This is a genomic window from Alcaligenes sp. 13f, from assembly GCF_020496585.1.
In the GTDB taxonomy this organism is placed as follows: domain Bacteria; phylum Pseudomonadota; class Gammaproteobacteria; order Burkholderiales; family Burkholderiaceae_B; genus Alcaligenes; species Alcaligenes phenolicus.
Genome location: NZ_JAHKKC010000011.1, coordinates 82,084 through 105,765, shown reverse-complemented (window position 1 = coordinate 105,765; position 23,682 = coordinate 82,084). Strand labels below are relative to the sequence as shown.

The following is a 23,682-nucleotide window of genomic DNA, read 5'->3' as shown; positions in this document are numbered from 1 at the left end:
ATGCCGTTAAATTAAAAATGCCTTGAGGACCTCCAAGGCAGGTTTTCACAACGAGTGGCCACCCTCCTTAGAAAATCCAAGTAGATAAGACATGTCGAACAAGAAACGCAACACCTCTATGCTGGTGCAGATGGCTTTGTTAAGCCTGACTTTACCTGGCATCGTCCATGCCGATTCTGAGAGCTCACTGGAGCAATGGCGCACCAAAGAATATAAGCGTCAACCCGGCCTGGACATGATCAATGCAGCCAAAGCCTATTCGCTGGGCTTTACCGGCAAAGGCGTCACGGTCGGTTATCTGGACTCGGGCATTCAGGCAGATCACCCTGAGTTTGCCGGCGCCATTGCTGGGGGCTTTGACTTTGCCAACAATACCCCCTACGCCAATGGCCAAGGAGTCGATACTCAGCCCCCTGCCGGACACGGGAGCCATGTTGCCGGAATCATCGGTGCGAGACGCGACGAAGCAGGCATGCACGGCGTCGCCTTCAATAGCCAGCTTTTTGCGGTTGCCTACGGCATCAATACTGATGACGACGATGATGATGGTGGTGACGACGCTACCCCGACTCCAGACGATATAAGGGCCTTTCAAGATCGAATGCTTTCTAATGGCTGGAACTATCTCGCCCAGTTCAAGCTGCCCATTATCAATAGCAGTCTGGGGCTCAATGACTGCTCAAGGTCCTATAACCCACCCTGCCATATTGTGGACTATGGCTCAGCTCAAAGCGCCCTAGAGGCTCAACCTCTGATCATTGAGTCCTTCAAGAACAGTGCGCAGGCTGGCTCCCTGATGGTACTTGCTACCGGCAATGAGTCTCAAGACCACCCTGATTTTCTGGCCGGCTCTCCTTACTGGTTTCCCGAACTGAAAGACAACTGGCTGGCCGTGACGGCAGTCGGGGAAGATGGTTCCTTGGCCGTCTACGCCAATAAATGTGGTGTTGCCGCCGAGTGGTGTTTGACCGCGCCAGGGGGGCAGTGGGCCCCTGGCATTAACTCCGTCAACTCGGATGGAGGCTATATTTATAAAAGTGGCACCTCCATGGCCTCCCCGCACGTCGCGGGCGGTGCGGCGCTGGTGAAGGAAGCGTTCCCCTACTTCACCGCCTATCATCTGCAACAAACCCTGCTGACCACCGCCACCCCTCTGGGAGACCCCAGCATTTACGGCTGGGGTCTGATGAATGTGGGCAAGGCCGTGCAAGGGCCAGCACAATTTACTCGTCTGTTCGACGTCGATACGCTGGGCTACCACTCCACCTTCGCCAATGACATCAGTGGCACGGGTGGGCTGCACAAGCGCGGTTCCGGCTCCCTGGAGCTGACGGGCAATAACAGCTATACCGGTGACACCACCATCAGCGGCGGTCGTCTGGCCGTCAATGGCACGCTGGCTTCTGCAGTCACAGTGGAACGCGAAGGCACCTTGGGTGGTTCCGGTACAGTCGCTCAAGTCGATAACTACGGCACCCTGGCTCCAGGTAATTCTGTTGGCACTCTGACCGTCAGCGGCGACTACACCGCCCATGCCGGTTCGGTGCATGAGCTGGAAGTTGGCCCTGCAGGTGCCACCGATCGTTTAGTAGTAGGCGGTGCAGCCCATATCGACGGCACACTGAAACTGGCCGGCGGCCCTTTTCGCCAGAACGTGGCTTATTCCTTCCTGGATGCGGCCAATGGCGTGAGCGGGCAATACAGCAGCGTCGCTTATGACATGGCCTTCTTGTCACCCACACTGCTTTACGGCTCCAGTCTGTCCGTGATGGTCGAACGCAATGACATCCCCTTTGCCGCTTTTGCTCATACAGGCAATCAGAAATCTGTCGCACAGGCCTTGGATGCCGGCTCAACGCAGCCTCCTGCGGCTATGGCTGAACTGTATGACACGGTACTCAATGCCCAATCCGGTAGCGTGGCAGGCTATATGGAACAGCTACAAGGCCAGATCCATGCAGGTACGACTTCCGCCTTGCTAAGCAACGGAGATCTGTTGCCCCGTGCTTTGGGCAAACAGGCTTCAAGTGCGCGTAATACCGTAGGCAAAGAGGCAGTGCTCTGGGCTGAAGTGATCCATCAACAGCGCGATCTGGACGGTGACGACAACAGCCAGGATGTTCGTCATAAAGTGGGCGGTCTGTTCCTGGGTGGCGATACGGCTATCGGCGAACAAGGCTGGCGCATGGGGGCCTCCTTGGGCTATCTGGAAAACCGTATCAAGCTGGATGATCGTCGCCAGACCTCACGCAGCAACAGCTACAGCGCGGCCCTGTATGGAACACAAGCTTGGGAAATGGGTTCGGGTAGTCTGAACCTGCTGGCAGGTGGTGCTTACACCCGCCACAGCCTGGACAGCGAACGCTCGATTTCGATTCACCAAAGCGAAACACTGAAGGCTGATTACAAAGCGCACAGCATCCATGCCTTTGCCCAACTGGGCTACCGCATGCCGGTCAGCCCACGCTCCAGCGTGGAACCCTATGCCAGCGTGAACTGGCATCAACTGCGTCACGGCTCCTTTAGTGAATCGGGCGGTCAAGCCGCCTTGCGTGGCGACTCGCAGCGCCAGAACCTGAGCACTGTCACGCTGGGTCTGCGCGGCACCACGGAACTGGACTTGTCCAAAACCACGCTGTCCTTGAGCGCCGGTTTAGGCTGGCGTCATGCCCTGGGCGACACCACACCCGAACGTGAACTGGCCTTTGCCGCCCTGCCCGGCAGCAACTTCCGTATCAGCGGTGCTCCTATTGCCAAGAATGCCGCTGTTGCCGAGCTGGGCGCAGAGCTCAAAGCAGGCAAGAGCACTTCTTTTGGTCTGAACTATCAGGGGCAGTTTGGCCGCAATCAGGATCATGCTGGCTCCCTGTTCATGAAGGTCCGTTTCTAAGCAACACAACAAAGCGCGGAGCTGGCCGTGCGCCAGCCCCGCTCTCAAGCAGACAGACATGAAAAATCCCTGCGATGCTCCGGGCATGGCAGGGATTCAGGCTACAAAGCCAAACCGGCAATACGCCGGTCCTGGCAATTAGCGGTCAGATTCGTTAAAGCTACAGACGGTGTAAACCGACAAGCCGGAATCTGTCACGGCCTTGGATCCACCCAGTTCAGGCAGATCAATAATCGCGGCAGCTTCCACCACGTTGGCACCCAGGCGCTGCAGCAAACGAGCCGCCGCCAGCAAGGTGCCGCCGGTCGCGATCAGGTCGTCAATCAGCAGGACGCGCTGACCAGGACGCACGGAGTCCGTGTGCATCTCGACGCTGGCATTGCCATATTCCAGGGAATACTCTTCGGCCACGGTATTGAAAGGCAGCTTGCCTTTCTTGCGCACAGGCACAAAACCCAAGTTCAGCTCGTAAGCCAGAACCGAGCCCACAATAAAGCCACGCGCATCCACACCCGCCACCAGATCCAGCTTTTGTCCCATGTAACGGTAGACAAAAAGGTCAATCAGAACGCGGAAGGAGCGCGGGTCCTGCAAGACGGTGGTGATATCGCGGAAAGTCACCCCTGGCTTGGGCCAGTCCGGCACATTGCGAATGATTTGACGGATGTACTGGGTGGGATCAATTTGCATGTCAAAGCTTCTACAACAAAAAATCCGGGCGCGAAGGGCGCACTTGGATACGTTGCAAGTGTACACAATTGGGCAGCAGCAACAAGGGCTCGCCCGGCTTGTGCTCGTAAGTTGTACTAATACGACGCGATTGAGCAAAAATCCCTGCAGACTTGACCCGCAGCGTCCTTTTAGTTTGGTTCTAAAGCATTTATTTCCAGGCTTGATTTGCCCTGCAAGCGCCCCGCTTCAAACTGGTAAACGCGATCGACCAAAGGCAGCAAACGGGTATCGTGGGTTGCCATAATCACGGTTTTTCCTTGCGCTGCAGCCAGAATATCCCGCATCAAGGCCTGGCTGGTCGGGCCATCCAGACTGGCCGTAGGCTCGTCCAGAAACCAGATATGGGCAGGCGACAACAGCACACGTGCCAGACACAGGCGGCGCTGCTGCCCCAGGGACAATTGCTGCCCGCCCTCGCCCAGCCAGGTATCCAGCCCTTGGGGCAAATCACGTACCACACTGTCCAGTTGGGCGTCGTGAAGCACCTGCCAGATTTGTTGCTCTGAAGCTGTCGGTTCTGCCAGCAAAAGGTTATCTCGCACCGAACCCAGAAACAGCGGCGAGTCCTGTGCCAGCAAGGCGCAATGATCAAACCAACTGGTGCGGCTCCAATGCTGGGCTGCTTTACCCTCAACCAGATACTGCTTTCCCGAAACAGGCAACAAGCGCATCAGCACACCCAGCAAGGTGGACTTGCCGGAACCACTGGGGCCAAAAATAGCAATGTGCTCGCCAGCTTGGACTTGCAGCGACAACTGCTCCAATACAGGCTGTGAACCGTAGGCAAAATTCAGATCTGTGATTTCGAGGGAGGCCGGCTTGTCCAACGCAATCGCCTGCCCTTGCGCCTGATCGGTTTCCTCGGGCTCGTCCAGAATGGTCAGCAAACGATTGCTGGCTGCCTGAACCTCTCCCAAGCGGGACGCACCGCGCATCATGGGTGCCATGATCTCGAACAAGCCCAGCAAAGCCAGCACCAGCCCCACCCACAAGGGGCCGCTCATGGCTTGCAGATTGACTTGTTGCGCTCCAACCAGCAGACAGGTCATCAAGGCCACGCCCATCAAGACCTGCTGGGAAAACTGCCCGACAATGCCCCAGCCATTACTACGCAAACGGGCTTGCCCCAGTTCCAGGCCCAGCTTGTCCACTTGTTCCTGCACGGCATCCGCAGCGGCAAACACCTGAATATCAGCATAGGCGCGGATGGCCTGATGCACCAGAACACGCTGGCGGTTTTCCAGTTGATGGACTTGCTGGGCTGCACGGCTGGCGCCACGGGCGCAAATATACGGAATCAAACAAGCGGCAATCAGCAAACAAGCCAGAATCAGCCAGGCCCACCAGGACAGCCAGGTGTGCAGCACAGCGCTAAACACCAGACCAGCCACCACAGCCGTAGTCAGCGGCACCAAAATCAGCAAAAGCACCAGATCCAGCACAGCCACGTCAGAGGTCAGACTGGAAGCCAGCTCCCCATCTCGAAACTGGGCCAAGCGAGACTGACTGAATCGGCTCAAGCGTCCGAAAACCAGGCTGCGAATGCGTACTTGCAAATCCAGCGTCAGGGCATGACCGACGACGCGCTCCAGATACCGGGAGGCGATACGCCAAAAAGACAGGCCGCGAATCATGGCCGAAGGGCCAAACAGATTGAATACGATGCCCAACGTAGCCAGAAAAGCGCTGCTTAGAAACCAACCAGCTACACCCAGCAGACCAACACCGGCCGCCACCGTGCTGATCGCCAGCAGAACCGTAAACAATACGGCCCCGCGTCGGGCGCGCAGGCTGGAACCTAAGAGACGAAACCACGCTTTCATGCCGTCAGGACTCCTTGGGCAATGTGCAGTTGGTTCGAGCACATGGCCGCCAGTTGCTGGTCATGCGTGGCCACGACCAGACAGCGTCCCTGACAGAAGCGCAGAATATTGCGCATGACACGATCCCGGGTCGCCGCATCCAGGCGGGAGCTGGGTTCGTCCAGCAAAACCACATGCGGGTCTGTCAAAAACAGGCGGGCCAGTGCCAAGCGCTGAATCTGACCACCGGAAAGGCCAAAACCACCCTCGCCCAGCGCCGTTTGCAAACCATCGGGCAGGGTCCGTACAAATTCGGCTGCACAGGCTTGTTCCAAGGCTTGCCACAGCTGTTCATCACTGGCTTGTGGGGCCGCCAGACGCAAGCCATCGGCAATGGTCCCCATGGATAAAAAGGCCTGCTGGGAAATCAGTACGACGCCATCATGGCGCGTCAGCAAGCGCCCGGCAGTATCGCTATTGCGCAGTAAAATTTCACCCTGCGCCAAGGGGCGCAAACCAATCAGACTTTCCAGCAGACTGGTCTTGCCGGAGCCGCTGGCCCCCAGCAAGGCGTAAGACTGATCTATATAAAGTTGCAGGCCGGGCACTTCCAGCAAGGTCCCCTGCCCGCCCAACTGCGGCAAATGCAGATGACGCAAGACCAGTACCGGCAAGTTGGGAAAAACCGCTTCATTGTCGGCGCTGGTGGGAGCCGCAGGAATCAAATCCTGGCCCAAGTTTGCCCACAGCCTGTCGACTTCTACCGCAGCCGCACGCGCCGCTGCCCGATCATGATAATTAGCGGCCAATTGGCGCAAGGGCTGGTAGGCCTCCGGAGCCAGGAGCAAACAGAACAAGCCTTGTTGCAGGCTAATGCCCGAGAAGGACTCGCCCAGATAGCCCAGGTAACCCAAGCCAATGTAGACGGCTATCCCGGCCACACCCAATGCCGCGAAGAACTCCAGCACAGCCGACGATAAAAACGCGATTCGCAGCACTTTCATGGTACGTGTGCGCAGCTCCTGACTGGCCAATTCCACACGCTGCAACTCGTCCTGCCCACGCCCCATCAAGCTAAGAGTAAAAATGCCGCGCAGCCGGTCGGCGAAAAAACCGGACAGTCGCAGCGTTGTTTGTTGTTGTTCACGGCTGGCCGCTTCCGCCCCCCAGCCCACCAAGGCCATGAACAGGGGAATCAGGGGCGTGCTCAACAAAAGAATCAAGGACACAATGCCATCCACCGGCAACACTGCCAGCACTAGTGCCAAAGGCACCAGGGCCGCCGCTGCCATGCAAGGAATGTAACGCGTCACAAAACCATCCAGGGCTTCAATTTGCGTGATCAAGCTGGTGGACAGTTCGCCGCTATTGCTGCCCCGCAAACGCGGCATCGTACTGCGGAACAGTCGGGCAAACAGCTCGGAGCGCAGCCCTTGTTTCAGATGTTCTGAAACCTTTTGCGCACGGCGCTCGCCAAAAGCAGAAATGGCGGCACGCAGCAACAAAAGTGCGGCCACCATCAGGATAGAGAAAAGCTGCCCTGTCCAGGGCAAGCCATCGACCACAATTGCCTGCACAATCTTTGCCAGCAACCAGGCCTGAGGAATCAGTAAAGCGCCGGCCAGCACAGGGGCCAGCATGGAAGCCCGCAAAGCCGTGCGGGCGCGGCTGGAAAATTGCCCCAGCCATTGTTGCGCCGTTGGACTTTGCGGTGTCAATCAGACCTCGATATCTGCTTTAGCCTTGGAGGCGGCTGCGCTCTGCAAAGCCGTGTTTTCACGCAGCTCGAACCACATCGCATTCAGGATGGAGAATGCGCAGGCCAGACCCAAACCTAGAACCCAAGAGAAGTACCACATATGCGCTGGCCTCCTTAGTAAGAATGAGAAGAATCTTTCATGCTGGCAACCGACACCTTGCCACGCATTACGCTATACACCCAGGAGGTATAGAGCACGATGATGGGCAGGAACACCAGTGTCACCAGCAGCATGATCCACAAGGTCAGATGACTGGCAGAGGCATCAAACAGGGTCAGGCTGGAACCGGGGTTCAAGGACGAAGGCAGCAGGAATGGGAAGACGGCAAAACCAAAAGTCAGGATGATGCCAGCCAGTGCCAAGGACGAGAACAGCAGAGCCAACAAGCCGCGACCACGACCAGCCAGCAAGGCACCGAACAGCAAGCCCGCAAAACCGACAATGGGGGCTGCCCACAAGGCAGGCCAGGTACGATAGTTAGCCAACCAGGCACCTTCAACCATATCGACCGTCTTGCCAATCGGGTTGGACATGGCGTGGGCCGCCTCGGGCCAAGGCATGCTATAGCCATTCATGGCACTGATCCACCAGCCGCCGGCAGCAAAAGCCACAATGGACAGCAGGCCCAAAGGCATGGCCCAGGCACGCGCACGACGAGCCACATGATCACTGCCCTTCCAGGCAACAACCACCGCACCTTGGAAAGCCAGCATCAGAACGCTGAGCAAACCACACAGAATGGCAAAGGGCTGGAACAGACCGAAGAAGTTGCCTTGGTACATGGGACGCAGCGTGGTCTCGTCAAAGCCGAAAGGTACGCCCAGCATCACGTTCCCAATAGCCACACCAAACACCAGAGCACAAACCAGACCGGAGGCGGTCCAGATCGCATCCCAGTTACGACGCCAGCGCGACGAGCTGAGCTTGCTGCGGTACTTGATGGCCACCGGGCGAACAATCAAGGCGACCAAAAGCAACATCATGGCCAGGTAAAAGCCCGAGAAAGCCATGGCATACAGCAAAGGCCAGGCCGCAAAGGCCACACCACCGGCCACGATCAACCAAACCTGGTTACCTTCCCAGACCGGGCCAATCACGTTGTACAACGTGCGCCGCTCATCATCAGTGCGAGCAACCAGCGGCAACACCATGGCCACACCCAGGTCGGCCCCGTCCATGATGGCAAATGCCGCCAACAAAACGCCCAGCAGCAACCACCAGATGATGCGCAAGGTGTCGTAATCGAGAAGAATCAAATTTTCCATGATGGTTCCCCCTCCTTAACCGCGCAGCAACGGAGCGTTGCGCGAACCATAAGACAAAGCGGAAGGTGCGGCGGTCTCGCCAGCCTCGTCCGGCCCTTTACGCACCGAGTGCAACATGACCTTGATGCCAATCACCGCCAAGGTGGTATAGAGCAACAGGAAGATGGTCATACTGATCATCAAGTCCACAAAGGACAGACCAGAGGCCGCATAGTAGGTAGGCAAGACACCTTCAATCGCCCAGGGCTGACGTCCGAACTCGGCCACAAACCAGCCACATTCGATCGCAATCCAAGGCAGGGGAATGCTCCAGACCGCTGCTTTAAGCAAGCGCGGGTGACGTTGCAGTCGGTCACGCGATGCCAGCACAAAAGCCACGCCAAAGAACAGGATGAAGTACAGCCCCAGCGCCACCATCACACGGAAGCTCCAGAACAGGGGTGCAACCTGTGGCACCGTATCCCAGGCAGCCTGGGCGATGGTCTCGGTATCGGCTTTGGTAATGTCGTCCGTATAACGCTTGAGCAGCAAGGCATAGCCCAGGTCTTTCCAGTTATTGTCAAAGACGCGGCGGGCCTCGATATTGCTGTCATCAGCGCGCACCAGCTGCAGTGCCTCGTAAGCGCGCAAGCCATTGGCAATACGAATCTTGGCATGTTCGACCAGTTCATTAATGCCCAGCATGGGGGTACTGACTGAGCGTGTACCGATCAAACCCATCACCCATGGAATTTCCACGGCAAAGCGATTTTCACGGGCCTCCTGATCAGGCCAGGCCAAAAGATTGAAACTGGCAGGGGCTTCCTCGGTTTCCCACATGGATTCCATGGCTGCAATCTTCATTTGCTGGTGTTCAGTAGTCAGGTAACCACTTTCATCACCCAGCACCACCACGGACAGGGACGCTGCCAAGCCGAAACTGGCCGCTACCGTCATCGAGCGCTTGGCCAGATCAATATGGCGACCACGCAGCAAGTACCAGGCACTGATGCCCATCACGAACATGGCACCCAGGACATAGCCGGCACTAACGGTATGAACAACTTTGGCTTGCGCAACGGGATTGAGAATGACCTCGGCAAAGTCGGTCATTTCCATACGCATGGTGTGGGGGTTGAAGATGGCACCGACCGGGTTTTGCATCCAGCCGTTAGCGACCAGAATCCATAGGGCCGACAGGTTGGTACCGATGGCAACCAGCCAGGTAACAATCAGGTGTCCCAGCTTGGAGAGGCGATCCCAGCCGAAAAAGAACAGGCCGACAAAGGTTGCTTCCAGGAAAAAAGCCATCAAACCTTCAATGGCGAGCGGCGCGCCGAAAATATCGCCTACATAATGACTGTAATAGGCCCAGTTCATACCGAACTGAAACTCCATCACAATCCCGGTTGCGACACCCAGGGCAAAGTTAATGCCAAAGAGTACGCCCCAGAACTTGGTCATGCGGCGCCAGATGGCCTTGCCCGTCATGACATAGACGCTTTCCATAATGGCCAGCAAAAAAGACAGGCCCAGCGTCAAGGGAACAAATAAAAAGTGGAACATCGCGGTGGAAGCAAATTGCAACCGCGACAAGGTAACGACATCCAGATCAATCATGACGACCCCCAGTTTGATCAGCTTTGCGAATCTTCCCGGCGAACCCCAGCACTTTCTGAACTTTGCTACCTAAACGCATCAGATTTTGCAGGGTTTCGGGCGGTAAGTGATGAACCTCGTCAAACCAACCACAAGCCAACTCGATCAATTCCAGCATTTCGTTAATGCGCTGCTGCCCATATTCCTCTTCGTCATTGACGGGCGCTTCCATTAGGATACTTCGCAATAAGGTCAATGTGGGATCAATCTCGCGCTTACGCTTTTCCTCCACCAAAGTACGGAAAATATCCCATACATCCTTGGGAGATTCAAAGTATTCGCGGCGCTCGCCAATCTTGTGCGTCATGTTGACCAGTCGCCAGGACTGCAACTCGCGCAAGCTCATGCTGACATTGGAGCGGGAGATGCCTAGCGTTTCAGCGATCTCGTCGGCGTGGAGGGCTTCGGGGGCAATGAACAGCAGCGCATAGATCTGGCCCACCGTCCGGTTGACCCCCCAGCGCCCGCCCATCTCCCCAAAGTGCAGAATAAAACGCTCTGCCTGTGGTCCTAGATTCATGGCTTCCTGAATTTTCAGTAATTACTGAAATTACAAAACAAGACGTATCTTAACCCTAAACTATTCGGCTTGCCACTGGTCCAAGGCCATCTGACCTTACAATTTGCCTCCTGCAAATCTACATGCCAAGCAGACACTTCACGTTTACAATTTCGCCATGAATACACCGGCACTTTTAGACCCCGCACATATCCTGTCCTCGGCACAACGCACCTTCGCCATTGAAGTTGACGCGTTACAAGCGCTGGGCGGGCGTCTGGACCAAAGTTTTGTAGAAGCCACCAAACTGCTCGTGCACTGTCAGGGCCGTGTGGTGGTGACCGGCATAGGCAAGTCCGGCCACGTAGCCCGCAAGATCGCGGCTACCTTGGCCTCGACCGGCACTCCCGCTTTTTTCATGCACGCTGCCGAAGCCTTGCACGGCGACCTGGGCATGATTACCAAGCAGGACGTGGTCATTGCCATTTCCTACTCTGGGCAGGCCCAGGAACTGGTCACGGTGCTGACTGTGCTGCGCCGCATGGGTGCCAAACTGATTGCGATCACCGGCAATGCCCAGTCCGAACTGGCCCAAAATGCCGACCTGCATCTGGATGCCCATGTAGAACATGAAGCCTGCCCACTCAACCTGGCTCCCACGGCCAGTACCACAGCCGCCTTGGTATTAGGCGATGCACTGGCCGTTGCCTGCCTGGAAGCACGAGGCTTTAGCCGCGAAGACTTCGCCCGCTCCCACCCCGGTGGTGCGCTGGGCCGTCAACTACTGACGTTTGTGCGCGACATCATGCGCAGCGGCGAACAACTGCCTATCGTCTCCCCCGAGACCCTGATTCCCGATGCCCTGATAGAAATGTCCAGCAAAGGCATGGGCATGACTATTGTCACGGACGCACAAGGCCACCCCGTTGGAATGTTCACCGATGGCGACCTGCGCCGCCTGATTGCTCGTGCCGGCGATATACGCAATCTGCCAGTATCTGAAGGCATGTCGCGCGAACCGCGCAGCATTGCCGCCGAAGCCCTGGCCATTGAAGCAGCCGAGCAAATGGATGCCCTGCGTATCAGCCAAATGCTGGTATTGGACACAAACGGGCTACTATTGGGAGCTCTGCACATGCACGACCTGTTGGCTGCAAAGGTAATCTGATCATGATGAATACGCCCACCATCCCGCTCCATCCCGCTGAAGCTCAAATTCTGGCCAAGCTGCCCGAGAACGTGCGCACCCAATTACGTCAGTTGCGCATGATGGTGTTTGACGTGGACGGCGTGCTGACCGACGGACGCCTGTGGTACAGCGCGAACGGCGAGGAGTTCAAGAGCTTTCACGCTCTGGACGGCCACGGTTTACGCATGCTGGGCGAAAGCGGCATTAATGTCGCCCTGATTACCGGACGCGAAAGCGGCATCGTATCGCGTCGCGCTGCCGAACTGGGCATTCCTTTTGTTTACCAGGGCGTACGCGACAAAATTGCCATCCTGACCCAGCTGGCTCAGGAAAACGGCCTGTCCCTAAGTGAAGTGGGATATATGGGCGACGATCTGATCGACTTGCCCGCCATGCAGCGCGTGGGTTTTTCCGCCAGCGTGCCTGAAGCCCCCTTCTATATCAGTCAAATTGCCAGCTGGGTAGCCACACAGCCCGCCGGCCACGGCGCAGTGCGCGAATGCTGTGATGCCATTCTGGCCTCCCAGGGTCGCCTTGCGCCCTTTATTACAGGTGGTCCTTTGAAGACCACGGGAGTCATCCAGTAATCATGCGTGACCGTCTACCCACCGTCATTTCCCTGTTGTTGCTGACCTTGCTGGTGCTGGCAACGCTGTGGGCGGTCGATTACACCCAAAGCTCGGTCGCCATTGACCCGCCGCGCCGCATTACCCACGAACCCGACTCCTGGGCGCGCGACTTCACCATGATCAGCTCCGACCAAACCGGGATGGCCATCAGCCGCCTGGATGGCAAGATTGCCTATCACTACCCGGATGACGACTCGCACGACATTACGGCCCCGCGCGCGGTCAGCAACCGGGCCGATTCGCCCCTGACCATTGCTACTTCCGACACGGCACATATGAATGCAGGCGGGGACACCATCACCATGAAAGGCAATGCCCATATTCACCGCCAGGCCACACCTGATGACGAGGCGATGGACGTGCGCAGCGAAGTGCTGATCATCCTGCCCGAAGAGGACGTGGTGTACACCAACGAACCGGCCCTGGTCGTCAACGGCCAATCCACCATGCGCGGTACCGGGATGCGTTACGATAATCGCGTTCGCCAATTGAACGTCATGTCGGAATCCGACGTTAAAATCTCTGGCCAACAAACACAAAAAGCGCGTTCTTCCAATAGCTCTAAGGATTCCCCTCCATGACCACGCCTGACAGCGCCCGCCTGGGCCACAAGCCCAAGCTCTCTCTTAGCCTTTTGCGTGGTGCCCTGGCCCTGTGCCTGAGCACTGCCAGCCTGGCTTTGCTGCCTACGGCCCCTGCTCTGGCCCAAGCGGCTGCCTCTGCTGCCGCCGAACCGGACACCTCCGTGCTGTCCGATACCCTGACTTACGACGATATTGCCAAGCAGACCATTTACAAAGGCAACATCATCCTGACCCGTGGCGCCATGACCTTGATGGCTGACCAATTGGCCATCGAGCAGGACGCGGAAGGTTTCCAGCACGGCACGGCCACGGTCAGCGAGCGCGCCCGCGTGACGATTCGTCAGGAAGATCCGGCCAAGTTTGAACTGATGGTCGCCGAAGGTGTCCGAGCTATTTACAACGGCAAAACCGAAGAGGTCGAGCTGATTGGCAAGGCAGTCGTCAATCGTTATGTTTGCGGCAAGCTGCAGGACTCTGTCCAGGGCCAGCGCATTATCTACCGCCAAAAAGATGGCACGTACCAGGCCTTTGGTGGTTCGGACTCCGCCACACGTGATGGCCGGGTCCGCTCTGTGGCCCGCCCACGCGCCAATGCCGATGCTGCTCTGGCCGAATGCCAACGCAAGTCCTCCCCCCGCAAATAGCCCGGACCCCCTTGAATCATGGTTGCTTCTAACAACCCGTCTACCCCTACTCGCGCCAGCCACTCGACCAAAGGCAGTCTGATTGCCCAGGGACTGCGCAAGACCTACGGCAAACGTACGGTCGTGCAGGATGTTTCTTTGAATGTGGAAAGCGGCGAAGTGGTGGGCCTGCTAGGCCCGAACGGGGCTGGTAAAACCACCAGCTTCTATATGATTGTGGGCATTGTGCCCGCCGATGCAGGCCGTATTGAAATTGATGGCACGCCCATTACCGCCATGCCCATGCACAAGCGGGCACGGCTGGGCCTGTCCTATCTGCCCCAGGATGCTTCCGTCTTTCGCCGCCTGACGGTTGAAGAAAACATCCGCGCTGTGCTGGAGCTGCAACTGGACGATAACGGCCGCAGCATCAGCAGGAACGACATCAACGAGCGCCTGGAAACCTTGATCAGCGAGCTGCAAATTGCGCACATTCGTCAAAATACCGCCCTATCCCTGTCTGGTGGCGAGCGCCGCCGCGTAGAAATTGCCCGAGCGCTCGCCAGCAACCCCCGTTTCATTCTGCTGGACGAACCCTTTGCCGGGGTGGACCCGATCGCCGTGATTGAAATCCAGCGCATTGTGCAATTTCTGAAAGGCCGCAATATTGGCGTGCTGATTACCGATCACAACGTGCGTGAAACCCTGGGCATCTGTGACCGCGCCTACATCATCAGCGAAGGCACGGTACTGACCAGCGGGCACCCGTCCGAGATCATCGATAACGAAGCCGTGCGCAAGGTTTACCTGGGCTCGAACTTCCGAATGTAAGCCGACTTGTGGCCCTGTAACGGGGCCTGTCGGAGCAAGGGTTTTCCTGCACACCGCAGATTGATCCAGGTCATGTTATCTGACCAACATATAGGTATACTGGAATATCCAAGATCAGTAGTAAGGAGGCTAAACACGAAGATATTCCCCCCTCTGAAACATGTTGTTTGACTACTACGGAGAGCCTATATGAGCCTTAACATCACTGGCCGTAATCTTGACATAACTCCTGCCATTCGCGACTACGTCAAAAGCAAAATTGGTCGAATTGAAAAGCACTTCGACAACGTGGTTGACTCGCAGGTTATGCTTTCCATTGAACGCCTGAAGCACAATGCCGAAGTGACCGTCCGTGTCCCCGGCAAAGATATACACTGCGCCTCTTCAGACGAAAACTTGTATGCCGCCATCGATCTGCTAGCCGACAAGATCGACCGCCAGATTCTGAAATACAAGGAAAAGGCAAACAGCCATGCGCATGAGCCCGCCAAGCGGCTCGAAGTTCCGGCAGCCTGATCACGCCGAACTGTTACAGCAGGCATAGCCGCCTGCCGACAAACCCCGTTCTTTCAGAAGTTCGGGGTTTTGTGTTTCTTGGCACAGTGTCCGCCTGTTGTTAGCCATCCAAAAAATGTTTAGCTAAAAAACATTCCCCCCTATAATGGCCGTCATGAATCTCTTGTCGCGTATTTTGCCTTTGTCCAACGTGGTTCTGGATCTTGCTGTTACCAGCAAGAAGCGCGCTTTTGAACAAGCCGGACTGATTTTCGAGAACCATCACGGCATTGCCCGGACAGCCGTTTTCCATAGCCTGATCGCTCGCGAGCGTCTGGGCTCCACAGCCCTTGGCCACGACGTAGCCGTCCCGCATGGCCGCATCAAGGACTTGAAGGAGCCTTGTGCCGTTTTCATGCGCTTGGCCGAACCGGTGCGTTTTGATGCCAGCGACGGTCGTACCGCCAGCTTGCTGTTCTTTTTGCTGGTTCCCGAAACGGCTACTCAAATTCACCTGGACCTGTTGGCCGAGATCGCCCGTTTAATGGCCGATCAGGACATCCGCCAGGCGCTGGCCCAGGAAACGGACCCTGTTCAAATCCACCAACTCCTGACCCAGACCCCTGATCTCAACGCGGAACACCCCGATGCTGACAGTTCAAGAACTGGTCAATGATAATCATGACAAGCTCGAGGTAAGCTGGGCAGCCGGAAAACAAGCTGCCCAACGCCCCATCCCCGATCTTGGCGCCTCTGCCGCGGATTTGGTCGGCCACCTGAACCTGATCCACCCTGGCCGCATTCAGGTTTTCGGTCCTGAAGAACTCTCTTTTTACAACCGCTTTGACGTCAAACGTCGCCTGCATCATCTGGATGATCTCAGGCAAGGCGGTGTTCCTGCCCTGTTCATTGCCAACGACGCCGTTGCGCCCGACGATCTGATCCAGTTTTGCGAAACCCAAGGGGTGCCGCTGCTCTACACCCCTATCGATGCGGCCCAACTGATCGATTTGCTGCGCATCTACCTGGGCAAACGTCTGGCCCCCAAAACCACCATGCATGGCGTGTTCATGGATGTGCTGGGTCTGGGCGTGCTAATTACCGGCGAATCCGGTCTGGGTAAAAGTGAACTGGCACTGGAGCTGATTTCCCGTGGGCACGGGCTGGTTGCAGACGATGCGGTTGAGCTGTCCCGCACGGCTCCCAACATGATTGACGGCCAATGCCCGCCCCTGCTGCAGAACCTGCTGGAAGTACGCGGGCTGGGACTACTGGACATTCGCACCATTTTCGGCGAAACCTCCGTTCGTCGTAGAATGAAGCTTAAACTAATTGTGCACCTGGTTCGCTCCAACCCCGACAGCTTCGAGCGGCTGCCTACGCAGGACCAAACTCAAGAAGTGCTGGGGGTGGACATCAAACGCGTCATGCTTCAAGTGGCAGCCGGCCGAAATCTGGCCGTGCTGGTGGAAGCCGCCGTGCGCAACACCATTCTGGCCTTCCGCGGCATTGATACCATGGGCGACTTCATCGAGCGCCAAGCATTGGCTATCATGAATAGTCGCGACGACTAGGCGCTCAAAGGCTGGTTAGCACTTAACGGCCTTGACGGCTTTGTCCTGTTTCACCTAAACGCTGCCCGCCGGGCGGCGACTCGGAGCCCTTTGCCACGATGCTGAAAGTTGTATTGATTACCGGCATATCCGGTTCGGGAAAATCAGTTGCCTTGCGCTTGCTGGAGGATACCGGCTACCTGTGCATCGACAACCTGCCACCCCGATTTCTGGCCGAATTTGTCGAGCGCTCTGCCGAACAAGGGCTGGAGCGGCTGGCCGTTGCCATTGACGTGCGCGGCGCCGGTGATCTGGACATCCTTCCCGGTGTCATCAGCAAACTGAATGAAGAAGGCTACTCCCTGCGCGTCCTGTTCCTGAACGCCAGCGATCACACGCTGATGCAGCGTTACTCGGAATCACGCCGTCGTCATCCGTTGACAGACCGCTTGCGTCAGGATGGCCGTTCGCCTTCCCTGGAAGAATGTATTGCCGTTGAGCGTGAAATGACGGCCCCCTTGCGCGAGCTGGGCCACATCATCGACACTACCGACCTGACCCCTGGCCAATTACGCGCCTGGATTCGGGATTTGGTGCAGGCCGACCGCGCCAGCGTGGTGCTGACTTTCGAATCCTTTGCCTACAAGCGTGGCGTGCCCGGCGATGCAGATCTGGTGTTCGACGTTCGCTGCCTGCCCAACCCCCACTACGACCCGGAGCTGCGCCCCATGACAGGCCGCGACGAACCAGTAGCCAAATGGCTGGCCCAGTTCGGTTCTGTCGAAACCATGGTGGATGACATCGCCGGCTTTGTACGTCGCTGGTTGCCTTTGTATATGCAGGACACCCGCAACTACCTGACGGTCGCCATTGGTTGCACCGGCGGTCAGCACCGTTCTGTGTACGTTACCGAACAACTGGCGCTGCGTTTTGCTGATTACGCCCCCTTGCTGGTGCGCCATCGCAATCAACCGCCCATTAATCCCGTCCCATGAGCCCAACTGTACGCAAACTAGGCGCCATCCTGAGCATCCTGGCCTTATTGGCTGGATGCGCTTCCAGCCCCAAACGCGCCAAGCCCAAAGCCAAATCAGGGGCCACCGTTTCAGCTCCCCGAGGCGGGGGCTACTACAAAGACGATGGCCCCGACGCCCGCATCCCAGCCAATCTTCAAGCCACCCCCGACGCAGTTCCCCGAATAGAACCCATCGCCCGCAGCAATACCCGCCCCTATACCGTGCTCGGCAAAAGCTTTGTTCCCCACACTTCACACAAAGCCTTTACCCAGACCGGCACCGCCTCCTGGTACGGACGCAAGTTTCACGGCAAGAAAACAGCCAATGGCGAAACCTACGATATGTACGCCATGACGGCGGCGCATCCCACCTTGCCCATTCCCAGCTATGCTCGCGTGACCCGGCCCAAAACAGGCAAATCCGTCATTGTGCGTATTAACGACCGCGGGCCATTTCATAGCTCACGCATCATCGACTTGTCCTACGTTGCCGCCGCCAAGCTGGACTTGATTGCGCCCGGCAGCGGCACCGTGGTGGTTGAATCCATCACACAGGAAGAAATACGCAGTGGCAGTTTTGGCCGGGGTGACATTGAACTTGCCGAGGCTCCGGCTCCCAAGCCGGCTCCCGCCGCTCCGGCCCCCAAATCCAGCCTAGTGATTACCGAAAAGCTGGAGCCCACGCCGGACGCCTTGGCCGCCTTGTCTGAGCAAGACATAGAGGTAGAGCTGGACGATTCGCCTAGCTGGAGCAGCGACGCCAGCGATCAGCAGTTGATTGTGCAGTCCTCGCCCGCTGCCACCAGCAAGCCGCAGGCCCCGTCCGGCCAGAGCCGGGTCTACCTGCAATTTGGCGCTTTTTCTGCCCGTGAAAATGCGGCTGCCCTGGCACAGCAGTTGAATCGCCAGATTGCGCAGATAGAGTATCGCGATGCCCAAGTACAGATGCACAACGATCTGTACCGGGTACAAATTGGCCCGTATCAGAATCGGACCGAAGCAATTAACGCGGCTTACCGTATCCAGCAGCAAACTGGCTTGAGCCCTTCGGTTGCCGTTCGCTAAACCCAGGCGCCCTAGTCCTTGGGCGAGTTCGCCAGACCCCAGGCATACAGAACATCACGAGGAATTCCGGTCGCCTGGCTGGCAATCCGGGCTGCATCACGCAGCGAGACCTGCTCCAGCAAGGCTTTCATCCAGCGCTCTGTAGTGGCATCCAGCGCAGGCGCATCTTCGTCCACTTCGCGCACAGCGTCATGCAGAATCAGGACAAATTCACCCTGCTCGCGGTGGCTGTCTTCATCCAGCCAGCCCAAGGCCTGCCCCAAAGGCACGGTATGAATTTGCTCAAAACGCTTGCTGAGTTCACGTGCAAAAGTCAGTTCGCGCTCCGGGCCACACACCTCTTCCATATCGCGCAAGGCCGCACGCAAACGGTGAGGAGACTCAAACATCAATACCGGCATACCCAGGCTGGACCAATGCTGCAGCCACTTACGGCGCGCCACAGTTTTGGGCGGTATGAAACCGGCAAAAGCAAAAGCGGGGTTCTCGTCACTGGTTGCACCACTACCCATCAGAGCGGTAATGACTGCCGAGGCACCGGGCAAAGGAATCACCTGAAAGCCCGCCTCCCGCACTGAACGTACGACGCGAGCACCGGGGTCACTGACAGCAGGCGCACCCGCGTCCGATACCAAGGCCACTCGCTGCCCCTGCTCCAGACGCTCGATAATTGCCTGAGCGGCTTGGGCCTCGTTATGGCGATGCGCCGCCATCAAAGGCGTTTGTATGCCCCAAGCCTGCAGGAAAGGACGGGTTGCCCGCGTATCCTCTGCCGCAATAATGTCGCATAGTTCCAGCGCCTGCCAGCCGCGCAGGCTAAGGTCTCCCATATTGCCAATGGGCGTGGCCACCACATACAGGCAAGACTGTGGCCAGACCTGACCTTGCACCTTGTCCATCATGCTTTGCCAGACGCCGGCATTCCCTGTTCGGTTTTCGGTATCGCTCATGCTTGATCCTGCTTATTGATCATCGTGTATCCCTATGAATCCCTTTGAATACGCTCGCCAGGCTCAAAACCGGCAACTGCGGCGCAAACAGCGTAGTCGTCCTGCAGCCCGAAAGGACAGGCCACGGCGCTCTCCCAGCCAGCAATGCGGCGACCAGGCTGAACAGCGCGCCTGCGATCATGTCACCGCGCAGGGTGCCCATATTCTGGCCCGTCAACTGGGTGCTCGCTTTGGGGAGATTGACCTGGTTCTGTGGCATCAAGATCATCTTGTCTTTCTGGAAGTGCGCCAGCGCAATCACAAGGGCTACGGCGGGGCGCTTGCCAGTGTAAACCGGGACAAGCAACGGCGCTTGATCCTGACAGCCCAACAATGGCTGCCGACGCTATGCCAGCGCTATTTCCAGGGCAGGCTGCCGGCCTGCCGATTTGACGTTATCGCCATTGAAGACGACACCCTGACCTGGATCCAGAACGCCTTCGAGCAGCGCTGAAAAATAAAAAGCAGCAAAGCCGCCCTGGGAATTTTCAGACAAGAACGCTGTCCTATACAAAAAACCCAGCCGCCACGCCGTATTTCGGCCCTGTTACAGCATCTGGTTTCAATACCGTGGCGTTTTTTTCAACATGACACGATCTGCCTGCCCCACGGGGAAATTCTCCGTGCGATAATGCGCGCTATGGACCTTATCGCCTTAATGACTTCGCATTTCGACGATTCCGTCGATACTCTCAAAGCCAGCACACGCGAACTGGCCGAACCTTTGGCCGCCGCTGTCGAGCTGTTGTTTGCCACCCTGGCCAACGACGGCAAGATTCTGGCCTGCGGAAACGGCGGATCAGCAGCCGACGCCCAGCACTTTATTGCTGAGCTGGTGGGCCGCTTTGAGCGCGACCGTTTGCCCCTGGCTGGCATTGCCTTGAATACCGACACCTCCATCATGACGGCGGTGGGTAATGACTATGGCTTTGACAGCATCTTTGAACGCCAGGTCAGTGCCTTGGGCCAGACTGGCGATATTCTGGTGGCCATCTCCACCAGCGGCAATTCGCCAAACGTAATCCGCGCCATCGAAGCGGCTCGCGAGCGCGATATGGTCATCATTGCCCTGACTGGCAAGGGCGGCGGACAAATCGCCGACCTGCTTTCGGATACCGACATCCATCTGTGCGTCCCGCACGATCGAACCATGCGTATTCAGGAAGTACACATTGTTCTGTTGCACGCTATGTGCGATGGCATTGATGCGCTGCTGCTCGGAGATCCACTATGAAACACCGTTTGATTCTGGCCGCCTTGCTGGCCAGCACTACGCTGACCGGTTGCGGTCTGCTGGTCGTTGGCGGCGCTGCTGCCACAACCGCCGTTGTCGCTACCGACCGCCGCACTACGGGCGAGCAGGTCGAGGACAAAACCATTGTCATGAAAGCCGGTGCGGAAACACGCCGCCTGCTGGAAAACAAGGAAGGCCGCATCAATACCACGTCTTACGCCGGGGTTGCCCTGCTGACGGGTGATGTGCCTACCCAGGCCGACAAGGAAGAAGCCGCTCGCCTGGTTTCCAAAGTTGATAAGGTAATCCGCGTGGTCAACGAGCTGCGTGTGGGTGAACCTACCCCCTTGGGCGTACGCTCGAATGACTCCTGGATCACCACCCGAGTCAGCACCGCCTTGCTGAACGCCAAAGACGTTCCCAGCCGCACGATCTCCACCACCACCGAGCGTGGCGTGGTCTATCTGCTGGGTCGCGTCACCCGTGAAGAAGGCGAACGCGCCGCGATTGCTGCCTCCAGCGTCCCTGGCGTGAACAAGGTGGCCAAGCTCTTTGAATACGTCAGCGCCGAAAGCCTGGCACAGCCTTTGAGCACCAATAATCAGCCAAGCAATAGTTCTGGCACAGCGGCCCCTGCAACTGAGCCTGCGCCCGCCTCCTCTGTAGAAGTCATGCCCGTCCAATGAAAAAAGTAGTCATCATTGCCCTTGCTGTTGCCATTGCCGTGGGTCTGGGCGTCTGGACCATGTCCGGCAGCGCCAAGGCCAGCGCCCCGGATGTCGCCTTTACCGATCTGAATGGCAAGCACTTTGAAACCAAAGACTTGCAAGGCAAGGTCGTCCTGGTGAAGTTCTGGGCCACGGACTGCACCACTTGCGTGGCGCAAATGCCTGACAACATTGAGAACTTCAATGCCATGTCCGGCAAAGGGTTCGATATTGTTGCCGTGGCCATGAAGCACGACCCCATCAACTACGTGCGCAACTTCACCCAATCCCGCCAACTGCCGTTCACGGTTGTCCATGACGACAAGGGCGAAATCGCCAAGGCTTTTGGGGACGTCCGTTTGACGCCCACTGCCTTTTTACTCGACAAACAGGGCCACATCATCAAGCGCTACCTGGGTAACTACGACAAGCAGGAATTCATTGCCACCGTCGAAAAAGCCCTGGCCAGCAGCTAAAAGCCTGTTTCTGCCCCCAGCCACATAACCCCGGGTACCAGCAGTGGACCCGGGTTTTCTTCAAGTGAGCGCATCAATGAGCACCACAGATTCGCAGAATTACTCCTCGACCGTCAAAGCAGAAGTTTTGTCCGAGGCCCTGCCCTATATTCGTCGTTTCCACGGCAAGACCGTCGTCATCAAATACGGTGGCAACGCCATGACTGAAGAAGCGTTGCAGCGCAGCTTTGCCCATGACGTCGTCTTGCTCAAGCTGGTTGGCCTGAACCCCGTTGTGGTGCACGGTGGCGGCCCCCAGATCAATGACGCGCTCAAGCGAGTGGGCAAAGAAGGCACCTTTATTCAGGGCATGCGTGTCACCGATGCCGAAACCATGGAAGTGGTGGAGTGGGTGCTGGGCGGGCAGGTGCAGCAAGACATCGTGATGATGATTAATGAAGCCGGTGGCAAGGCCGTGGGCCTGACCGGTAAAGACGGTGGCATGATTCGCGTCACCAAGAAAATGCTGCCGGATGCCGAGCATCCTGGCGAGCTGCTGGATATTGGTTTTGTGGGTGATATTGAAAGCATCCAGCCAGAAGTGGTCAAAGCCCTGCAGGACGATCAGTTCATCCCCGTGATCTCCTCAATTGGATACGGTGAGGACGGTCAGGCCTACAACATCAATGCCGACGTCGTTGCCGGCAAGATGGCCGAAGTGCTTAGCGCTGAAAAACTGGTCATGCTGACCAACACTCCCGGTGTGCTGGACAAGGCAGGTCAACTGTTGCGTCGCCTGTCAGCTCAGACCATCGACGAACTGTTCGCTGATGGCACCATCTCCGGCGGTATGCTGCCCAAGATCTCTTCGGCCCTGGATGCAGCGCGCAATGGCGTCAACTCCGTACATGTCATTGATGGCCGTGTCCCTCACTGCCTGTTGCTGGAAATCCTGACTGACCGTGGTGTGGGCACCATGATCAGCTCGCACTAATCCGTGCGCGCTCCTATCCGTGCCCATGCCTGGGCACGGCCTTTGTCAGCCTGTCAGCCAGATGAAACCATCTGGCTGTTTGATCTGGATAACACCCTGCACAATGCCTCCAAAGGCATTTTCCAGGCGATTGATGGACGCATGCGCATCGGCGTGGCGCAAACGCTGGGCGTGGATATGGACGAGGCCGACCGGCTGCGTCTGGAATACTGGAAACGCTACGGCGCCACCATGATCGGCCTGCAACGCCACCACGGAGCAGACCCGGCGACATTCCTGAGACACGCTCACGACTTTGACGTGCCTTCCCTGATCAGCGCCGAACCAGGCCTGGCCTACCAATTGCGCCGTCTGCCTGGCTACAAACTGCTGCTGACCAATGCACCGCTGGAGTACGCACAGCGCGTCTTGAAAGCCCTGAATCTGCTGCCTGTCTTTGACGGGCTATGGGCCATCGAGCATATGCAGCTGCAAGGCCGTTATCGCCCCAAGCCCTCTCAGGCATTGATGAAGCAGGCTCTGGCTGTGCTGAAATCCCAGGCCCGCGACATTGTTCTGGTCGAAGACACCCTGCGCAATTTGAAAAGTGCCCGCCAGTTAGGGATGCAAACCATCCATATCTATAACGCAGGCACTCCATTCAGCGCTCTGTATCATGGACGCAGCCCGTATGTTGACCATCGCATCAACCGCATCGCGCAACTGGTCAAGAACTGGCCACGTCCCTAGGCCT

At 57.4% G+C, this 23,682-nt stretch carries 25 protein-coding genes; 17 read left to right on the top strand and 8 right to left on the bottom strand.

What is annotated here, in order from left to right; all coding sequences use genetic code 11:
• Positions 1-91: 91 nt before the first annotated feature.
• Positions 92-2,890: an autotransporter domain-containing protein gene (locus tag KOE80_RS11410; RefSeq protein WP_226349175.1), complete on the top strand. Its 2,799-nt coding sequence runs from the start codon at positions 92-94 to the stop codon at positions 2,888-2,890.
• Positions 2,891-3,028: 138 nt separating this feature from the next.
• Here the strand turns inward: KOE80_RS11410 and KOE80_RS11405 are convergent, their stop codons facing one another.
• From KOE80_RS11405 to KOE80_RS11375, 7 genes are all read right to left on the bottom strand, one after another.
• Entirely contained in the window at positions 3,029-3,580 is a 552-nt protein-coding gene (locus KOE80_RS11405; protein ID WP_009458676.1) for an adenine phosphoribosyltransferase, read from the bottom strand.
• Between the two features lie 170 nt (positions 3,581-3,750).
• Complete coding sequence (gene cydC, locus KOE80_RS11400; RefSeq protein ID WP_226349174.1) at positions 3,751-5,445, bottom strand: thiol reductant ABC exporter subunit CydC; 1,695 nt, start codon at positions 5,443-5,445, stop codon at positions 3,751-3,753.
• Positions 5,442-7,142, bottom strand: coding sequence for a thiol reductant ABC exporter subunit CydD (cydD, locus tag KOE80_RS11395; protein ID WP_226349173.1), 1,701 nt, complete (start codon positions 7,140-7,142; stop codon positions 5,442-5,444). The genes cydC and cydD overlap by 4 nt, the downstream gene beginning before the upstream one ends.
• Positions 7,143-7,283: a cytochrome bd-I oxidase subunit CydX gene (gene cydX / locus KOE80_RS11390; RefSeq protein WP_009458674.1), complete on the bottom strand. Its 141-nt coding sequence runs from the start codon at positions 7,281-7,283 to the stop codon at positions 7,143-7,145.
• Positions 7,284-7,297: 14 nt separating this feature from the next.
• On the bottom strand, positions 7,298-8,449 hold the full coding sequence (cydB, locus tag KOE80_RS11385) for a cytochrome d ubiquinol oxidase subunit II (RefSeq protein ID WP_035270300.1): 1,152 nt from the start codon (positions 8,447-8,449) through the stop codon (positions 7,298-7,300).
• A 15-nt stretch (positions 8,450-8,464) separates the two neighbouring features.
• A complete protein-coding gene (locus KOE80_RS11380) occupies positions 8,465-10,048 on the bottom strand; it encodes a cytochrome ubiquinol oxidase subunit I (protein ID WP_226349172.1) in 1,584 nt (527 codons plus the stop codon).
• A complete protein-coding gene (locus KOE80_RS11375) occupies positions 10,041-10,607 on the bottom strand; it encodes a GbsR/MarR family transcriptional regulator (protein WP_009458660.1) in 567 nt (188 codons plus the stop codon). The genes KOE80_RS11380 and KOE80_RS11375 overlap by 8 nt, the downstream gene beginning before the upstream one ends.
• A 157-nt stretch (positions 10,608-10,764) precedes the next feature.
• On the opposite strand from KOE80_RS11375, the gene KOE80_RS11370 reads away from it, so the two are divergent.
• From KOE80_RS11370 to KOE80_RS11325, 10 genes are all read left to right on the top strand, one after another.
• On the top strand, positions 10,765-11,754 hold the full coding sequence (locus tag KOE80_RS11370) for a KpsF/GutQ family sugar-phosphate isomerase (RefSeq protein ID WP_021447172.1): 990 nt from the start codon (positions 10,765-10,767) through the stop codon (positions 11,752-11,754).
• Positions 11,755-11,756: 2 nt separating this feature from the next.
• Positions 11,757-12,362 carry a KdsC family phosphatase gene (locus tag KOE80_RS11365; protein WP_080748003.1) on the top strand — a complete coding sequence of 202 codons (606 nt, stop codon included), beginning with the start codon at positions 11,757-11,759 and terminating at the stop codon, positions 12,360-12,362.
• A 2-nt stretch (positions 12,363-12,364) separates the two neighbouring features.
• Positions 12,365-12,985 carry an LPS export ABC transporter periplasmic protein LptC gene (gene lptC / locus KOE80_RS11360; protein WP_060185340.1) on the top strand — a complete coding sequence of 207 codons (621 nt, stop codon included), beginning with the start codon at positions 12,365-12,367 and terminating at the stop codon, positions 12,983-12,985.
• Positions 12,982-13,632 (top strand): lipopolysaccharide transport periplasmic protein LptA, encoded by a 651-nt coding sequence (lptA, locus tag KOE80_RS11355; protein ID WP_060185341.1) that lies wholly within the window; start codon positions 12,982-12,984, stop codon positions 13,630-13,632. Before lptC ends, lptA begins: the two co-directional genes overlap by 4 nt.
• Before the next feature lie 18 nt (positions 13,633-13,650).
• Entirely contained in the window at positions 13,651-14,442 is a 792-nt protein-coding gene (lptB, locus tag KOE80_RS11350) for an LPS export ABC transporter ATP-binding protein (RefSeq protein WP_088451994.1), read from the top strand.
• Between the two features lie 189 nt (positions 14,443-14,631).
• Positions 14,632-14,958: a ribosome hibernation-promoting factor, HPF/YfiA family gene (gene hpf / locus KOE80_RS11345; protein WP_009458652.1), complete on the top strand. Its 327-nt coding sequence runs from the start codon at positions 14,632-14,634 to the stop codon at positions 14,956-14,958.
• A gap of 154 nt (positions 14,959-15,112) precedes the next feature.
• Positions 15,113-15,613, top strand: coding sequence for a PTS sugar transporter subunit IIA (locus KOE80_RS11340; protein WP_051316301.1), 501 nt, complete (start codon positions 15,113-15,115; stop codon positions 15,611-15,613).
• On the top strand, positions 15,585-16,511 hold the full coding sequence (hprK, locus tag KOE80_RS11335; protein WP_009458650.1) for an HPr(Ser) kinase/phosphatase: 927 nt from the start codon (positions 15,585-15,587) through the stop codon (positions 16,509-16,511). Before KOE80_RS11340 ends, hprK begins: the two co-directional genes overlap by 29 nt.
• A 98-nt stretch (positions 16,512-16,609) precedes the next feature.
• The gene (gene rapZ / locus KOE80_RS11330) at positions 16,610-17,485 is read left to right on the top strand and encodes an RNase adapter RapZ (RefSeq protein ID WP_009458649.1); all 876 of its coding nucleotides are present in this window, start codon (positions 16,610-16,612) and stop codon (positions 17,483-17,485) included.
• A complete protein-coding gene (locus KOE80_RS11325) occupies positions 17,482-18,570 on the top strand; it encodes a septal ring lytic transglycosylase RlpA family protein (RefSeq protein ID WP_035270291.1) in 1,089 nt (362 codons plus the stop codon). The genes rapZ and KOE80_RS11325 overlap by 4 nt, the downstream gene beginning before the upstream one ends.
• A gap of 11 nt (positions 18,571-18,581) precedes the next feature.
• Here the strand turns inward: KOE80_RS11325 and rsmI are convergent, their stop codons facing one another.
• Complete coding sequence (rsmI, locus tag KOE80_RS11320) at positions 18,582-19,520, bottom strand: 16S rRNA (cytidine(1402)-2'-O)-methyltransferase (RefSeq protein ID WP_226349171.1); 939 nt, start codon at positions 19,518-19,520, stop codon at positions 18,582-18,584.
• Between the two features lie 34 nt (positions 19,521-19,554).
• On the opposite strand from rsmI, the gene KOE80_RS11315 reads away from it, so the two are divergent.
• From KOE80_RS11315 to KOE80_RS11290, 6 genes are all read left to right on the top strand, one after another.
• Positions 19,555-20,013 carry a YraN family protein gene (locus KOE80_RS11315; protein ID WP_035270287.1) on the top strand — a complete coding sequence of 153 codons (459 nt, stop codon included), beginning with the start codon at positions 19,555-19,557 and terminating at the stop codon, positions 20,011-20,013.
• Between the two features lie 186 nt (positions 20,014-20,199).
• The gene (locus KOE80_RS11310; protein WP_009458645.1) at positions 20,200-20,793 is read left to right on the top strand and encodes a phosphoheptose isomerase; all 594 of its coding nucleotides are present in this window, start codon (positions 20,200-20,202) and stop codon (positions 20,791-20,793) included.
• The gene (locus tag KOE80_RS11305; RefSeq protein ID WP_226349170.1) at positions 20,790-21,479 is read left to right on the top strand and encodes a BON domain-containing protein; all 690 of its coding nucleotides are present in this window, start codon (positions 20,790-20,792) and stop codon (positions 21,477-21,479) included. The genes KOE80_RS11310 and KOE80_RS11305 overlap by 4 nt, the downstream gene beginning before the upstream one ends.
• Complete coding sequence (locus KOE80_RS11300) at positions 21,476-21,976, top strand: peroxiredoxin family protein (RefSeq protein WP_226349169.1); 501 nt, start codon at positions 21,476-21,478, stop codon at positions 21,974-21,976. Before KOE80_RS11305 ends, KOE80_RS11300 begins: the two co-directional genes overlap by 4 nt.
• Before the next feature lie 76 nt (positions 21,977-22,052).
• On the top strand, positions 22,053-22,949 hold the full coding sequence (gene argB / locus KOE80_RS11295) for an acetylglutamate kinase (protein WP_009458643.1): 897 nt from the start codon (positions 22,053-22,055) through the stop codon (positions 22,947-22,949).
• A gap of 3 nt (positions 22,950-22,952) precedes the next feature.
• On the top strand, positions 22,953-23,678 hold the full coding sequence (locus KOE80_RS11290) for a pyrimidine 5'-nucleotidase (protein WP_035270278.1): 726 nt from the start codon (positions 22,953-22,955) through the stop codon (positions 23,676-23,678).
• The last annotated feature ends 4 nt before the right edge of the window (positions 23,679-23,682 follow it).

What these genes read in the sequence shown, in the direction of transcription:
- KOE80_RS11410 (WP_226349175.1), top strand. Translation starts at nt 92, where the DNA reads ATGTCGAACAAGAAACGCAACACCTCTATGCTGGTGCAGATGGCTTTG.
- KOE80_RS11405 (WP_009458676.1), bottom strand. Translation starts at nt 3,580, where the DNA reads ATGCAAATTGATCCCACCCAGTACATCCGTCAAATCATTCGCAATGTG.
- cydC (WP_226349174.1), bottom strand. Translation starts at nt 5,445, where the DNA reads ATGAAAGCGTGGTTTCGTCTCTTAGGTTCCAGCCTGCGCGCCCGACGC.
- cydX (WP_009458674.1), bottom strand. Translation starts at nt 7,283, where the DNA reads ATGTGGTACTTCTCTTGGGTTCTAGGTTTGGGTCTGGCCTGCGCATTC.
- cydB (WP_035270300.1), bottom strand. Translation starts at nt 8,449, where the DNA reads ATGGAAAATTTGATTCTTCTCGATTACGACACCTTGCGCATCATCTGG.
- KOE80_RS11380 (WP_226349172.1), bottom strand. Translation starts at nt 10,048, where the DNA reads ATGATTGATCTGGATGTCGTTACCTTGTCGCGGTTGCAATTTGCTTCC.
- KOE80_RS11375 (WP_009458660.1), bottom strand. Translation starts at nt 10,607, where the DNA reads ATGAATCTAGGACCACAGGCAGAGCGTTTTATTCTGCACTTTGGGGAG.
- KOE80_RS11370 (WP_021447172.1), top strand. Translation starts at nt 10,765, where the DNA reads ATGAATACACCGGCACTTTTAGACCCCGCACATATCCTGTCCTCGGCA.
- KOE80_RS11365 (WP_080748003.1), top strand. Translation starts at nt 11,757, where the DNA reads ATGATGAATACGCCCACCATCCCGCTCCATCCCGCTGAAGCTCAAATT.
- lptC (WP_060185340.1), top strand. Translation starts at nt 12,365, where the DNA reads ATGCGTGACCGTCTACCCACCGTCATTTCCCTGTTGTTGCTGACCTTG.
- lptA (WP_060185341.1), top strand. Translation starts at nt 12,982, where the DNA reads ATGACCACGCCTGACAGCGCCCGCCTGGGCCACAAGCCCAAGCTCTCT.
- lptB (WP_088451994.1), top strand. Translation starts at nt 13,651, where the DNA reads ATGGTTGCTTCTAACAACCCGTCTACCCCTACTCGCGCCAGCCACTCG.
- hpf (WP_009458652.1), top strand. Translation starts at nt 14,632, where the DNA reads ATGAGCCTTAACATCACTGGCCGTAATCTTGACATAACTCCTGCCATT.
- KOE80_RS11340 (WP_051316301.1), top strand. Translation starts at nt 15,113, where the DNA reads ATGAATCTCTTGTCGCGTATTTTGCCTTTGTCCAACGTGGTTCTGGAT.
- hprK (WP_009458650.1), top strand. Translation starts at nt 15,585, where the DNA reads ATGCTGACAGTTCAAGAACTGGTCAATGATAATCATGACAAGCTCGAG.
- rapZ (WP_009458649.1), top strand. Translation starts at nt 16,610, where the DNA reads ATGCTGAAAGTTGTATTGATTACCGGCATATCCGGTTCGGGAAAATCA.
- KOE80_RS11325 (WP_035270291.1), top strand. Translation starts at nt 17,482, where the DNA reads ATGAGCCCAACTGTACGCAAACTAGGCGCCATCCTGAGCATCCTGGCC.
- rsmI (WP_226349171.1), bottom strand. Translation starts at nt 19,520, where the DNA reads ATGAGCGATACCGAAAACCGAACAGGGAATGCCGGCGTCTGGCAAAGC.
- KOE80_RS11315 (WP_035270287.1), top strand. Translation starts at nt 19,555, where the DNA reads ATGAATCCCTTTGAATACGCTCGCCAGGCTCAAAACCGGCAACTGCGG.
- KOE80_RS11310 (WP_009458645.1), top strand. Translation starts at nt 20,200, where the DNA reads ATGGACCTTATCGCCTTAATGACTTCGCATTTCGACGATTCCGTCGAT.
- KOE80_RS11305 (WP_226349170.1), top strand. Translation starts at nt 20,790, where the DNA reads ATGAAACACCGTTTGATTCTGGCCGCCTTGCTGGCCAGCACTACGCTG.
- KOE80_RS11300 (WP_226349169.1), top strand. Translation starts at nt 21,476, where the DNA reads ATGAAAAAAGTAGTCATCATTGCCCTTGCTGTTGCCATTGCCGTGGGT.
- argB (WP_009458643.1), top strand. Translation starts at nt 22,053, where the DNA reads ATGAGCACCACAGATTCGCAGAATTACTCCTCGACCGTCAAAGCAGAA.